This is a genomic window from Pseudomonas sp. FeS53a, assembly GCF_000931385.1.
In the GTDB taxonomy this organism is placed as follows: Bacteria; Pseudomonadota; Gammaproteobacteria; order Pseudomonadales; family Pseudomonadaceae; genus Metapseudomonas; species Metapseudomonas otitidis.
On sequence record NZ_JYFT01000020.1, the window covers coordinates 19,919 to 32,757 of the forward strand.

Genomic DNA, 12,839 nt, shown 5'->3' on the forward strand with positions numbered 1-12,839 from the left:
CCTGCGCGCGTGTTCACGCCGGTTCGAACCGCTCGCCCTTGAAGCAGCGCACCGGGTTGCCCCGCTCCACCCGGTGGTGGAACAGGCGGCGCTCCGCGCGCAGGGCGCCGTCCGCCTCGTCGGCCCGTTGCGCCAGGCGCTGGCCGATGAGGAGGATGGCCAGGCGCTTGTTGGCGTGCTGGCTGCGCTCGCTCTGCACCTTGACGCTGATGCCGCTGGCCAGGTGGATGGCGCGCACCGCCGAGTCGGTGGTGTTGACGTGTTGCCCGCCGGGGCCGGAGGCGCGCTGGGCTTCGAAGCGGATCTCGCCTTCGAGGCTGGCCGGCGGCGGGGCGAAGCGGGCCCCGCCGAAGAACCAGTTCTTGCGCCCGTGGTTGGGCCGGTAGGGGCTGGGGCAGGTCCATTGCAGGGTGCCTTCCCAGTCCCGGGCGAGGCCGTCGGCCTGGTCGCCGTCCAGGGCCAGGAGGGCGGAGACGAGGGTGCCGCGCCGGGCACCCTCCTCCCGCTCCAGTACCTGCACGCGAACCTGCCGCTGGGCGGCTTCGTGCATCAGCCGCTGCAGCGCCTTGGCCACGGCCAGGGCGCATTCGTCCGGCCCCTGGGCCGCCGAGAGTTGCAGGAGGATCATCAGCAGCACCCTCCGCGCGTCTTGTAGGTCAGCACCGGCTTGAGCCGCGCCAACACCTGCACCAGCCCGGCATCGCGCAGGGCGCCGACCACCGAGTCGATGGCCTTGTAGGCTTCCGGCGCTTCCTCGTAGATCAGCGCGCGGTCGGCGCAGATCACCCGGCTGCCGAGGGCGGTGCGTTCCAGCTGCTCGACGCTGTAGCGCTTGGCGAGGCGGTCCTTGCACTCGCTGCGCATCCACTTGCGCCCGGCGCCGTGGGCCAGGGAGTTGAGGCTGCGCTCGTCGGGCACCGGGGCCACCAGGTAGCTGTAGTCACCCCGGGAACCGGGGATGACCATCACGCCCTGGTCGGCGGGGGTGGCGCCCTTGCGGTGCAGCCAGCCATCGACGCCACCGAGGGTCGCGGCGGAGACGAGGTTGTGGTTCACGTCCAGCAGTTGTTCGCCGTCTGCACGCAGGCGGTCGAGGATGCGCCGGGCGATCAGTTGCCGGTTGGCTTCGGCGAAGCGCAGGGCGCCGTCGTGGCGGGCCAGGTAGTGCTCGGCCTCGGGGCTGCCGGCCTCCAGGCCGGCGTGGCTGAAGCGGTCCACCTGCTCGCGCAGGATGGCTTCGCCCAGGCCGCGCGAGCCACTGTGCACCAGCAGGAGCAGGTGCTTGCGGTCGATGCCCAAGGCCGCCAGGGCCGTGTCGTCATAGGCCTCGTCGAGCTGCTGCAGCTCGGCGAAGTGGTTGCCGCCGCCGATTGTGCCCAGGGAACGCTCGTGTCCGCAGGGCGGCAGGCCGAAGGCGGCGATCGCCTCGTGCCAGCTGTCGTCCAGCGGCGCGTCGAGGGAGCCCAGGCGCTTCTCCAGCTTGTCCAGGTGGAGCTTGGCGACGGGGATGTCGGTGCGCCAGAAGGCCATGCCGCAGCCGATGTCGTTGCCCACCAGGGCGGGGTAGAAACGGCCGCTGGAGAAGAACGCGGCGCCCACCGGGTAGCCGCGCCCCGGGTGCAGGTCCGGCATGCCGGCCACCCGTTGCATGCCCGGCAGGCGGGCGGTGGTTTCAAGTTGCTGGATCGCTTTTCCTTCGATCCAGGTGTCGTCCGCGGCGATCAGGGTGATGCCGTCGGCCAGATTGCGAATGCAAGTGCCCATGGTCCAATCCAAATGGGTTGAAACGAAAATGCTTGGATTTGGCAGGCCTGGGGCCGGGCGATGCGGAACCGTCGCGAAGAAGGACGGAAGGGGCGATTAAGCCAGGCGCGACCTGCAAAGGGTGATCAGTGTTTGCATGATGAACCTCCTTTGCTGTCGGGTTGGGGGAAAGGCGCGCATCCTACGCGCGCCGACCGGGGTGACGCAAGCGCTGTCATTCACCGCCAACGGCGAAGTTGGGCAGGCTGTCCACCGGCTGGGCGAAGTCGAAGGGGATGGACTCCAGGGCCAGGCCGACGTTGCGCTGGATGACGAAGTGCAGGTGCGGGCCGGTGCTGTTGCCGGTGTTGCCGGAGCGGCCGATCTGCTCGCCGAGCACCACGCGCTGGCCTTCCTGGACCTGCACCGAGCCCTTCATGAGGTGCAGGTAGACGCCCATGGTGCCGTCGTCGTGGAGGATGCGCACGAAGTTGCCGGAGGGGTTCTCGCCCCGGCCGCTCTGGCGGTTCTCGGTCTTGACCACCATGCCGGCGCGGGCGGCGACGATGGGCGTGCCCTCGGGCATGGCCACGTCCTGGGCATAGCGGCCCTTGGGGGTGAAGTGGCTGTACTGGCCGTTGGCACCCTGGGTCAGGCGGAAGGGGCCGCCGAGCCAGGGCAGCGGGTAACGGTACAGCGAGGGTTGCTGCCGGGGGTCGCCCAGGGCGTAGCGCAGGCGCGGCTTGTAGCGCAGGGCCTTGCCGGGGTTCTCGGGGCTGAGGGTGACCAGGCGGATCTTGCTGCGCGGTGGCAGCACCCAGCGGATCGGCCGGCCGGGATCGCCGACGGCGTTGCTGACGTTCTCCAGGCTCAGCTCGACTTCCACCGGGGCGAACAGGTCGTTGCGCACCAGCAGGGTCTCGCCGGCGTCGTGTTTCTGGGTCTCCAGCTTCACCGAGCGGTCCAGCCGCTCCACCATGCGGTCGCGGAAGACGAACACCTGGGCGCCGGAGACGGCCTTGTCGGTGTAGGTCACCACGCCGTTGGCGTCGGTGTACTTGTAGATGGTCAGTGCGCTGGCGGGCATGGCGGCCACCAGCAAGCAACAGAGGAGTAGAGCGCGCCCTGGCATGACTGCACGTTTCATGAGTGTTATGAGCTGGCAAGCCTAGCAGCGCCGCCGGTCCTGTGCGAGGCGCCGGCAGTCGGGCTGTGACGGGGTTGGCTGGGGGCCGGTCCGGGCGGACCGGCGGGCATCAGGCGCCGGGGACGAAGTGCTTCTGGGCGGTGCCGCGGGCGATCAGGCGCGACAGGTAGTCGAGCTTCTGCGGGTCGCGGTCGACGAAGCGGAAGGTGAGCTGGAGCCACTCGCTGTCGGGCTTGGGCTCCAGCGCGGCAACGGCGTGCAGGTAGCCGTTGAGGCGCGCCACTTCGCCGCCTTCGCCCTGCTCCAGGTCGAGCACGGCGCTTTCCAGTACCTGGGGCAGCGGGTCGCCCCGCTTCACCACCAGGTGGGCGTCCTTGAGGCTGATGGTCTTGATCACGCAGGAGAGCACCGCCGAGGGCAGGCGCAGCTGGGCCTGGCCACGGCCGGCGGGCACCTTGGGCGCGGCGCTCTTGGCCGGCGCGGCGAAGGCAGCGGCGGCCTGGACCGCCGGCTTGGCGCCGGGGCTGCTGGGCTTGACCACGTCGGCGCCCTTGCCGCCGGTCAGTGCGGCCAGGGAGTCGTTGGCGAAGCCGCCGGTACTGAGCATCTTGGGCGGTGCGGAGGCGGCCAGGGCTTCGAGGCGGCCGGCGCGGGCCAGCTGCTTCTTGACCTTGGTCACCAGCTGGTCGTTGGAGAAGGGCTTGCCGATGTAGTCGGAGACGCCGGCCTGGATGGCCTGCACCACGTTCTCCTTGTCGCCACGGCTGGTGACCATGACGAAGGGCGTGGTCTTGTGGCTTTCCTCGGCGCGGCACCAGGTGAGCAGCTCGAGGCCGGACATCTCCGGCATCTCCCAGTCGCAGAGGATCAGGTCCACCGACGAGCGGCTGAGCATCTGCTGGGCCTTACGGCCGTTCACCGCTTCTTCGATCTGGATACCCGGGAAATGGTCGCGCAGGCCCTTTTTCACCAGGTCACGAATAAAGGACGCGTCGTCCACCACCAGCACAGTAACTTTGCTCATCAACCACTCCTCTCAGACCGGACCTAAGCATAGCTGCGGGCGATAGCGCTGTGCCAAATAGAATGCGCCCCGGGCAAGCCGGGGCGCGACGGGTCCAGCGGGAAAAGGGCGACCGGTCCGTAGGCGAAGCTTACTCGGACTTGGCCGAGCCCTTCACCTCTTCCTGCATGCGGGCCAGGCCCATGTGGCGCACGTCGGTGCCGCGAACCAGGTAGATCACCAGTTCGGCGATGTTGCGCGCGTGGTCACCGATGCGTTCCAGCGAGCGCAGGGCCCAGATGACGTTGAGCACGCGGCTGATGGCGCGGGGGTCTTCCATCATGTAGGTGACCAGCTCGCGCAGGGCGGTCTTGTACTCGCGGTCGATGTTCTTGTCGTACTGGGCCACCGACAGGGCCAGGTCTGCGTCGAAGCGGGCGAAGGCGTCCAGCGCCTCCTGGACCATCTTGCGCACCTGGTCGCCGATGTGGCGCACCTCGACGTAGCCACGGGGCGAGACGCCCTCTTCGCACAGCTGGATGGCGCGGCGGGCGATCTTCGAGGATTCGTCGCCGATGCGTTCCAGGTCGATCACCGACTTGGAGATGCTGATGATCAGGCGCAGGTCGGAGGCGGCCGGCTGGCGACGGGCGAGGATGCGCACGCACTCCTCGTCGATGTTGCGCTCCATCTGGTTGATCTGGTCGTCGATCTCGCGCACCTGCTGGGCCAGGCCCGAGTCGGCGTCGATCAGCGCGGTGACGGCGTCGTTCACCTGCTTCTCCACCAGGCCGCCCATGGCCAGGAGGTGGCTGCGCACCTCTTCCAGCTCGGCGTTGAACTGCTGGGAGATGTGGTGGGTAAGGCTGTCTTTGTCGATCATTGTTCGCTCCGCGAAAGCTGCAGGCTCCACGCCGTCAGCTACAGGTCATTCGTGTTGTCCGGGTCCACCCGTGGGCGCCCGCGCAGGCGGGGCGCCCCGGCCACTAGCCGTAGCGGCCGGTGATGTAGTCCTCGGTCTGCTTCTTGGCCGGGTTGGTGAACAGCGTATCGGTATCGCCGAACTCGATCAGCTTGCCCATGTACATGAACGCCGTGTAGTCGGAGACGCGCGCGGCCTGCTGCATGTTGTGGGTGACGATGACGATGGTGTACTTGCTCTTCAGCTCGTAGATCAGCTCTTCCACCTTGAGGGTGGAGATCGGGTCGAGGGCCGAGCAGGGCTCGTCGAGCAGCAGCACTTCAGGCTCGACCGCGATGGTGCGGGCGATGACCAGGCGCTGCTGCTGGCCGCCGGAGAGGCCGAGGGCGGATTCGTGCAGGCGGTCCTTCACCTCGTCCCACAGGGCGGCGCCCTTCAGGGCCCACTCGACGGCTTCGTCGAGCACGCGCTTCTTGTTGATGCCCTGGATGCGCAGGCCGTAGACGACGTTCTCGTAGATGCTCTTGGGGAAGGGGTTGGGCTTCTGGAACACCATGCCGACGCGACGGCGCAGCTCGGCCACTTCCTCGCCCTTGCGGTAGATGTTGTTGCCGTCCAGGCGGATCTCGCCGTCCACGCGGCAGCCGTCCACCAGGTCGTTCATGCGGTTGAAGCAGCGCAGCAGGGTCGACTTGCCGCAGCCGGACGGGCCGATGAAGGCGGTCACGCGCTGCTTGGGGATGTTCATCCGCACGTCGTAGAGGGCCTGCTTCTCGCCGTAGAACAGGTTCAGGCCCGGCACTTCCAGGGCGACGGTCTCGTCGGCCAGGTTCAGGCTCTGCTTGCCGCGGCCCAGGGCGGAGATGTTGACGCCGTGGCTGTGGGTCTCGTGTTGCATGGTCTCGCTCCGTTCGTAGCCGGTGGCTACGCGCTCAGGTATTCAGGCGCGGCGGCCCTGGGGGCCGCCGGGCGTTCGATCAGTTTTCCAGCGCCTTGTACTTCTCGCGCAGGTGGTTGCGGATGGCCACGGCCGAGAAGTTCAGCAGGGCGATCACCAGCACCAGCAGCAGCGCGGTGGCGTACACCAGCGGGCGGGCGGCCTCGACGTTGGGGCTCTGGAAGCCGACGTCGTAGATGTGGAAGCCCAGGTGCATGATCTTCTGGTCCAGGTGCAGGTACGGGTAGTTGCCGTCCACCGGCAGGCTCGGGGCCAGCTTCACCACGCCCACCAGCATCAGCGGCGCCACTTCGCCGGCGGCGCGGGCCACGGCGAGGATCAGGCCGGTCATCATGGCCGGGCTGGCCATGGGCAGGACGATTTTCCACAGGGTCTCGGCCTTGGTCGCACCGAGGGCCAGGGAGCCTTCGCGCACGGCCCGGGGGATGCGCGCCAGGCCTTCCTCGGTGGCGACGATCACCACCGGCACGGCGAGGATCGCCAGGGTCAGCGAGGCCCAGAGCAGGCCCGGGGTGCCGAAGGTCGGCGCCGGGGCGGCCTCGGGGAAGAACATGCGGTCCAGCGAGCCGCCCACCACGTAGACGAAGAAGCCCAGGCCGAACACGCCGTAGACGATGGCGGGGACGCCGGCCAGGTTGTTCACGGCGATGCGAATGACGCGGGTCAGCACGCCCTGCTTGGCGTACTCGCGCAGGTAGATGGCGGCCACCACACCGAAGGGGGTGACGATCACGGCCATGATGAGGGTCATCATCACGGTGCCGAAGATGGCCGGGAAGATGCCGCCCTCGGTGTTGGCTTCACGCGGGTCGTCGGCGAGGAATTCCCAGAGCTTCTTGAAGTAGAAGCCCAGCTTGTCCATCACGCCCATGGCGTTGGGCTGGTAGGCGTGCACCACCTTGCCCAGGGTGATTTCCTGCTCCTGGCCACCGGCTTCGCGCACCACCACGCTGTCGCGGTTGAAGGCCTGGTGCAGCTCGGTCAGCTGGCCTTCGAGGGTCTTGTAGCGGGCGTCCAGCTCGGCGCGGCGCGCGGCCAGGTCAGCCTGGGCCACGGCGTCCAGCTCACCCTTGAGTTCCAGCTTGCGGCCTTCCAGGCGCAGGCGCTCGAGGCCGTGGTTGATGCCGCCGATCTCCTTCTTCTCCAGCCGGTAGAGCTGGGCGTAGAGGTCGTCGACGCGCTTCAGGCGCTCCTGCAGCACCGGCATGGCGGCCTCGCCTTCGGCGATCACCTTGCCGTTCTCCTTCACGCTCACCAGGCGGCCGTAGAAGTTGCCCCACTCGCGGCGCTCCATGGCGATCAGGTCAGCAGGCTTCTGCAGGTCCTTCAGCCACTCGCCCACCACCCAGGTGAAGTCCGCGCCGTAGACCTCGCGGTTGCCCACCTTGAGCAGCTCGCGGGTCATGAACTCGGGGCTGTCGTCCTGCACCGGCAGGCCGGCGCTCTTGAGGCGCGCGCTGGGCACCTCCTCGATCTGCACGGCCTCGCCGATCACCGCCTTGGGGGCCTGGCCGGGGATGCTGTACTGCGCTTCGACCAGGTCGGCCGGCCAGAAGTGGCCGAGGCCGCGCACGGCGATCACCGAGAGCAGGCCGATGGTCATGATGACGGCGATGGCCACGGCGCCACCGCTCATCCAGACGCCCGGCGCGCCGCTCTCGAACCAGTTCTTGAGGGAAACCTTTTTCACGGATGTCTCCAACTCGTGAGTCTTCCAGTGCCTCCCGCCCGGGGCCGGAGGCGCTTGTTTGTCCACACCCCCTCCCGCCGGGAGGGGGCCATCGCGGCGCGGGCCGCCTTACAGGGATGCGTACTTCTTGCGCAGGCGCTGGCGAATCAGTTCGGCCAGGGTGTTCATCACGAAGGTAAACATCAGCAGCACCAGCGCGGCGAGGAACAGCACGCGGTAGTGCGAGCCGCCCACTTCGGATTCCGGCATCTCCACCGCGACGTTGGCCGCCAGGGTGCGCATGCCTTCGAAGATGTTCACTTCCATCACCGGGGTGTTGCCGGTGGCCATCAGCACGATCATGGTCTCGCCCACCGCACGGCCGAGGCCGATCATCAGGGCGGAGAAGATGCCCGGGCTGGCGGTGAGGATCACCACGCGGGTCAGGGTCTGCCAGGGCGTGGCACCCAGGGCCAGGGAGCCGTAGGTGAGGCTCTTGGGCACGCTGAAGATGGCGTCTTCGGCGATGGAGAAGATGTTCGGGATCACCGCGAAGCCCATGGCCAGGCCGACGATCAGGGCGTTGCGCTGGTCGTAGGTGATGCCCAGGTCGTTGCTGATCCACAGGCGCATGTCACCGCCGAAGAACCAGGTCTCCAGCAGCGGGCTCATGCCCAGGGCGAACCAGCCCACCAGCAGGACGACGGGGATCAGGATGGCGGCTTCGAAGCCGTCCGGCACGCGCAGGCGCACCGACTCCGGCATGCGGCTCCAGATGAAGCCGGCCAGCAGGATGCCGATGGGGGTCAGCAGCAGCAGGCTGAAGATGCCCGGCAGGTGGCCTTCGACGTAGGGCGCGAGGAACAGGCCGGCGAAGAAGCCGAGGATCACCGTCGGCAGCGCTTCCATCAGTTCGATCACCGGCTTGACCTTGCGGCGCATGCCGGGGGCCATGAAGTAGGCGGTGTAGATGGCGGCGGCGATGGCCAGCGGAGCGGCCAGCAGCATGGCGTAGAAGGCGGCCTTGAGGGTGCCGAAGGTCAGCGGCGCCAGGCTCAGCTTGGGCTCGAAGTCGGTGTTGGCGGCGGTGGACTGCCAGACGTACTTGGGCGCGTCGTAGCTCTCGTACCAGACCTTGCCCCACAGCGCGCTCCAGGAGACTTCCGGGTGCGGGTTGGACAGGCGGAACGGCAGGAACTTGCCATCGGCCTCCACCACCACGCGGTTGGCGCGGGGCGACAGGGCCAGCATGCCGGCACCTTCGGTCACCGGCTCGATCAGCAGGGTGCGTTCGGCGGTGCTGTGGAAGACGCCGAGCTTGCCGCTGGCATCCAGGCCGAGGAAGCCCTTGCGGCGCTCTTCCGGGGCGATCTGCACCACCGGGGCGCTGCCCAGCTGGAAGCTGCGGATGTGGGTCAGGCGCGCTTCGCCGTCGGCACCACGGACCATGAACCACTGGCCGATGCTGCCCTTGGAGTCGCCCACCATGAGGGAGATACCACCCAGCAGCAGGGCGCTGGCGGTGGTTTCGCGGTCGCCGTCCTCGAACAGCTTGTAGCGGCCGTTGAGGGCGTGCTCACGCAGGCTGAAGACGTCGGCCTGGGCACGCCCGTTGATCACGTACAGCCACTGCTGGCGCGGGTCGACGTAGATGGCCTTGATCGGCTCGACCATCTGCGGCAGGGCGATGGCGTTCTGCTCGACGGTGGTCTCGCCGGTGAGCATGTTCTCCTGGCTCACCAGCTCCTGCACGTAGAGCTGGTTGCCGGTGGAGCCGGCCAGGACCAGGGTCTCGTCGTTCTGGTTGACGGCCACGTGCTCCAGCGGCTTGCCCTCGGGGTTCAGCGCCATGGGCTTGTCGCCGAAGGGGTAGTCGATGCGCGGGGTGATCACGCGCTTGTTGTCCGGGTAGGTCACCTGGTAGCTGTGCTTGAACAGCAGCACCTGGCCGTTGGACAGGCCGAGGGCCACCAGCGGCTGGCCGGGCTGGTCCTGGCCGATGGAGGCGACGCTGACGCCTTCGGGCAGCGGCAGGGCGACGCGCTGGAGTTCGGCGCCGTCCTTCGTGGCGAAGAACACCACCTCGCCCTTGTCGGAAACGCGCATGCCCACCTGGTTCTGCTCTTCCAGGGTCAGCAGCAGCGGCTTGCCGGTCTCCTGTTGCAGCCAGGCCGGGGCCTGCACCTTCTTCGCGGTCAGCTCGGCGCCCTTGAACAGGGGCAGCACCACGTAGGCGAGGTAGAAGAAGATCAGGGTGATGGCCGCGAGGACCGCGAGGCCGCCCACCAGCACGTACCAGCGGGTCAGGTTGTCTTTCAGCGCGCGAATGCGCCGCTTGCGCTGCATCGCCGGCGTATTGAAGTCGATGCGCGCGGGGGGATTCGTCGAGGTCATGGGAGAACTGGCCAGGTCATTCATGGGGCACACCCTAAAGCCTTGGTATGACAGAAAGATGACAGCGTGATGACGCAACGAAGCCCGCCCGGGGCAGGAGGGTGCCGGGGGCGGGCCTTCACGCCGGGGATCACCCGGCGCCGTCGCATCCTTGCGGGGCGGCCGATGGGGGGAGCCGCCCCTTCATCTGCCCTGGATTACAGGCCCAGATCCTTCATGGCTTTCTCGGCCACTTTGGCCGGCAGCGGGATGTAGCCGTCTTTCACCACAACCTGCTGACCCTGCTGGGACAGCACCAGCTTGATGAACTCGGCTTCCAGCGGGGCCAGAGGCTTGTTCGGGGCCTTGTTGACGTAGACGTAGAGGAAGCGGGACAGCGGGTAGCTGCCGTTCAGGGCGTTCTGCTCGTTGTCTTCAACGAACTCGCCGCCTTCCTTCTTGGCCAGGGCCACGGTCTTCACGCTGGACGTCTTGTAGCCGATGCCGGAGTAGCCGATGCCGTTCAGGGACTGGCTGATGGACTGCACCACGGAGGCGGAGCCCGGCTGCTCGTTGACGTTGGCCTTGAAGTCGCCTTTGCACAGGGCTTCTTCCTTGAAGTAGCCGTAGGTGCCGGATACCGAGTTGCGGCCGAACAGCTGGATCGGCTTGTCGGCCAGGTCGCCGGTCACGCCCAGCTCACCCCAGGTCTTGATGTTGCTCTTGCCACCGCACAGGCGGTTGGCGGAGAAGATGGCGTCGACCTGCTGCATGGTCAGGCCTTTGATGGGGTTGTCCTTGTGCACGAAGATCGCCAGGGCGTCGACGGCCACCGGGACGGCGGTGGGCTTGTAGCCGTACTTCTGCTCGAAGGCCTGCAGCTCGACGTCCTTCATCTTGCGGCTCATCGGGCCGAGGTTGGCGGTGCCCTCGGTCAGGGCCGGCGGCGCGGTGGAGGAACCGGCAGCCTGGATCTGGATGTTCACGTTGGGGTATTCGCGCTTGTACGCTTCGGCCCACAGGGTCATCAGGTTGGCCAGGGTGTCCGAACCGACGCTGGAGAGGTTGCCCGACACACCGGTGGTCTTGGTGTAGGACGGGATGGACGGGTCGACGGCGGCAACCGCGCTGGCGGTGGCAACGCCGGCGGCGACGAAGGTCAGGGCCGCCATCAAACGCTTCAGTTTCATGCCTTGCTCCTAGCAGAGGATAGGGTTGGATGAGTCGGGGGCCAGTATCGGAAGGCCGTGTGAACACTCTATGACCCGAATATGACAATTGGATGAATGGCCATCATGCCGGTCCAACCCCTGGCGACAGCCACTCATCCCGACAGGAAGCCCAACCGGGCCCGCTCAAGGAGAACCCCATGAAAGCGCTGCACCTGCTGCCCCTCAGCCTCGCCGTCCTCTGTGCCGCCTGCGGCGAGCGTGCCGCCCTGCAGGTGGCCGACGGCACCGGCCCCACCCCGCAGTTGCCCCCGCCGAACAAGACCCTGATCCCCACGGTGAACATCGCCCCCGCCACCGGCTGGCCCGCAGGCGGCCGTCCCCAGGCCACCCAAGGCACCGAGGTGAAGGCCTTCGCCGAGGGCCTGGACCACCCACGCTGGCTGTACCTGCTGCCCAACGGCGACGTGCTGGTGGCCGAGAGCAACGCCCCGGCCAGTGACGGCGGCTTCAGCCTCAAGGGCTGGATCGCCGGCAAGGTGATGGAGAAGGCTGGCGCCCGCACCCCCAGCGCCGACCGCATCACCCTGCTGCGGGACACCGACGACGACGGCGTGGCCGACCTGAAGACGCCCTTCCTGGAAAACCTGCATTCGCCCTTCGGCATGGCCCTGGTGGGCGACACCCTGTATGTCGCCAACGCCGACGCCCTGGTGAAGGTGCCCTACCAGCCCGGCCAGACCCGCATCGACGCCACGCCGCAGCAGGTCACCGACCTGCCGGCGGGCATCAACCACCACTGGACCAAGAACGTCATCGCCAGCCGCGACGGCACCCGGCTCTATATCACCGTCGGCTCCAACAGCAACGTCGGCGAGAACGGCCTGGAGATGGAGCAAGGCCGCGCCGCGATCTGGGAAGTGGACCGCGCCAGCGGCACCAAGCGCCTGTTCGCTGGCGGCCTGCGCAACCCCAACGGCCTGGCCTGGGAGCCGGACAGCGGCGCGCTGTGGACGGCAGTGAACGAGCGTGACGAGATCGGCAGCGACCTGGTGCCCGACTACATCACCTCGGTGAAGGACGGCGGCTTCTACGGCTGGCCCTGGAGCTACTACGGCCAGCACGTCGACGAGCGCGTGCAACCGGCCAACCCGGAGAAGGTCGCCAGCGCCCTGGTGCCGGACTACGCCCTGGGCCCGCACACCGCCTCCCTCGGCATCGCCTTCGGCCGCGGCAGCGCCCTGCCGGATTTCCAGAACGGCCTGTTCGTCGCCCAGCACGGCTCCTGGAACCGCAAGCCCCACAGCGGCTACAAGGTGATCTTCGTGCCCTTCAAGGACGGCAAGCCCAATGGCCAGCCGGTGGACGTGCTGACCGGCTTCCTCGACGCCCACGGCAACGCCCAGGGCCGCCCCGTGGACGTGCGCCTGGACGCCCAGGGCGCCCTGCTGGTCACCGACGACGTCGGCAACACGGTCTGGCGGGTGACCCCCACCGCCCGGTGATAACCGGGCCAGCCCCGCAGCGCATAGAGCCGCCCCGTACGTGGCGGCCATGTAGGGTAGGCCGGGCGGCGTTCCGCTTCAGCCCACCAGCGCTGCTCAGCGTGGGCTGAAGCCCACCCTTGTATCTCGACTACTGCCCCACCCCAGGGGCATAGTCCCCGACTGATCATCGGGGGAGGGATAGGAAGCCGTGCCCACCCTTAGGCCGCGAGCCTGCAACGTAGATAGTGCTCCGCCCCTCCACACTCACTCGAACAGCCCGAACGGTATCCAGAGCCTTGAGCTCGCATTCACAAGGTTGGGCCGGGTGCAGTGATGATCGCGTCTGAACGGATCGAGAGGAGAATCCA

General features: G+C 67.8%; 10 protein-coding genes. 1 reads left to right on the forward strand and 9 read right to left on the reverse strand.

The genetic code is table 11. The features are described 5' to 3' along the window. Window positions 1-13: 13 nt before the first annotated feature. From prfH to SZ55_RS07045, 9 genes are all read right to left on the reverse strand, one after another. Window positions 14-628 (reverse strand): peptide chain release factor H, encoded by a 615-nt coding sequence (gene prfH, locus SZ55_RS07005; RefSeq protein ID WP_044403481.1) that lies wholly within the window; start codon window positions 626-628, stop codon window positions 14-16. Beyond that, a complete protein-coding gene (locus tag SZ55_RS07010) occupies window positions 628-1,764 on the reverse strand; it encodes an RNA ligase RtcB family protein (protein ID WP_044403462.1) in 1,137 nt (378 codons plus the stop codon). Before SZ55_RS07010 ends, prfH begins: the two co-directional genes overlap by 1 nt. Before the next feature lie 214 nt (window positions 1,765-1,978). Continuing rightward, window positions 1,979-2,875, reverse strand: a complete 897-nt coding sequence (locus tag SZ55_RS07015) for a peptidoglycan DD-metalloendopeptidase family protein (protein WP_044403464.1) — start codon at window positions 2,873-2,875, stop codon at window positions 1,979-1,981. Between the two features lie 124 nt (window positions 2,876-2,999). Then, entirely contained in the window at window positions 3,000-3,914 is a 915-nt protein-coding gene (locus SZ55_RS07020) for a response regulator (protein WP_044403466.1), read from the reverse strand. 130 nt (window positions 3,915-4,044) lie between these two features. Continuing rightward, complete coding sequence (gene phoU, locus SZ55_RS07025; protein ID WP_044403468.1) at window positions 4,045-4,776, reverse strand: phosphate signaling complex protein PhoU; 732 nt, start codon at window positions 4,774-4,776, stop codon at window positions 4,045-4,047. A 103-nt stretch (window positions 4,777-4,879) separates the two neighbouring features. Then, window positions 4,880-5,713 carry a phosphate ABC transporter ATP-binding protein PstB gene (pstB, locus tag SZ55_RS07030; protein ID WP_044403471.1) on the reverse strand — a complete coding sequence of 278 codons (834 nt, stop codon included), beginning with the start codon at window positions 5,711-5,713 and terminating at the stop codon, window positions 4,880-4,882. Window positions 5,714-5,792: 79 nt separating this feature from the next. After that, complete coding sequence (gene pstA / locus SZ55_RS07035; protein ID WP_142016543.1) at window positions 5,793-7,409, reverse strand: phosphate ABC transporter permease PstA; 1,617 nt, start codon at window positions 7,407-7,409, stop codon at window positions 5,793-5,795. Window positions 7,410-7,571: 162 nt separating this feature from the next. Then, the gene (locus tag SZ55_RS07040; protein ID WP_174244763.1) at window positions 7,572-9,548 is read right to left on the reverse strand and encodes an ABC transporter permease subunit; all 1,977 of its coding nucleotides are present in this window, start codon (window positions 9,546-9,548) and stop codon (window positions 7,572-7,574) included. Between the two features lie 485 nt (window positions 9,549-10,033). Continuing rightward, complete coding sequence (locus SZ55_RS07045) at window positions 10,034-11,005, reverse strand: phosphate ABC transporter substrate-binding protein PstS (protein ID WP_044403475.1); 972 nt, start codon at window positions 11,003-11,005, stop codon at window positions 10,034-10,036. 179 nt (window positions 11,006-11,184) lie between these two features. Here SZ55_RS07045 and SZ55_RS07050 point away from each other — a divergent pair, with 179 nt between their 5' ends. Next, complete coding sequence (locus SZ55_RS07050) at window positions 11,185-12,489, forward strand: PQQ-dependent sugar dehydrogenase (protein WP_044403477.1); 1,305 nt, start codon at window positions 11,185-11,187, stop codon at window positions 12,487-12,489. Window positions 12,490-12,839: the final 350 nt, after the last annotated feature.

Excerpts from the sequence above, each read along its gene's own strand:
- prfH (WP_044403481.1), bottom strand. The coding sequence starts at position 628 with ATGATCCTCCTGCAACTCTCGGCGGCCCAGGGGCCGGACGAATGCGCC.
- SZ55_RS07010 (WP_044403462.1), bottom strand. The coding sequence starts at position 1,764 with ATGGGCACTTGCATTCGCAATCTGGCCGACGGCATCACCCTGATCGCC.
- SZ55_RS07015 (WP_044403464.1), bottom strand. The coding sequence starts at position 2,875 with ATGCCAGGGCGCGCTCTACTCCTCTGTTGCTTGCTGGTGGCCGCCATG.
- SZ55_RS07020 (WP_044403466.1), bottom strand. The coding sequence starts at position 3,914 with ATGAGCAAAGTTACTGTGCTGGTGGTGGACGACGCGTCCTTTATTCGT.
- phoU (WP_044403468.1), bottom strand. The coding sequence starts at position 4,776 with ATGATCGACAAAGACAGCCTTACCCACCACATCTCCCAGCAGTTCAAC.
- pstB (WP_044403471.1), bottom strand. The coding sequence starts at position 5,713 with ATGCAACACGAGACCCACAGCCACGGCGTCAACATCTCCGCCCTGGGC.
- pstA (WP_142016543.1), bottom strand. The coding sequence starts at position 7,409 with ATGAGCGGTGGCGCCGTGGCCATCGCCGTCATCATGACCATCGGCCTG.
- SZ55_RS07040 (WP_174244763.1), bottom strand. The coding sequence starts at position 9,548 with ATGCGCGTTTCCGACAAGGGCGAGGTGGTGTTCTTCGCCACGAAGGAC.
- SZ55_RS07045 (WP_044403475.1), bottom strand. The coding sequence starts at position 11,005 with ATGAAACTGAAGCGTTTGATGGCGGCCCTGACCTTCGTCGCCGCCGGC.
- SZ55_RS07050 (WP_044403477.1), top strand. The coding sequence starts at position 11,185 with ATGAAAGCGCTGCACCTGCTGCCCCTCAGCCTCGCCGTCCTCTGTGCC.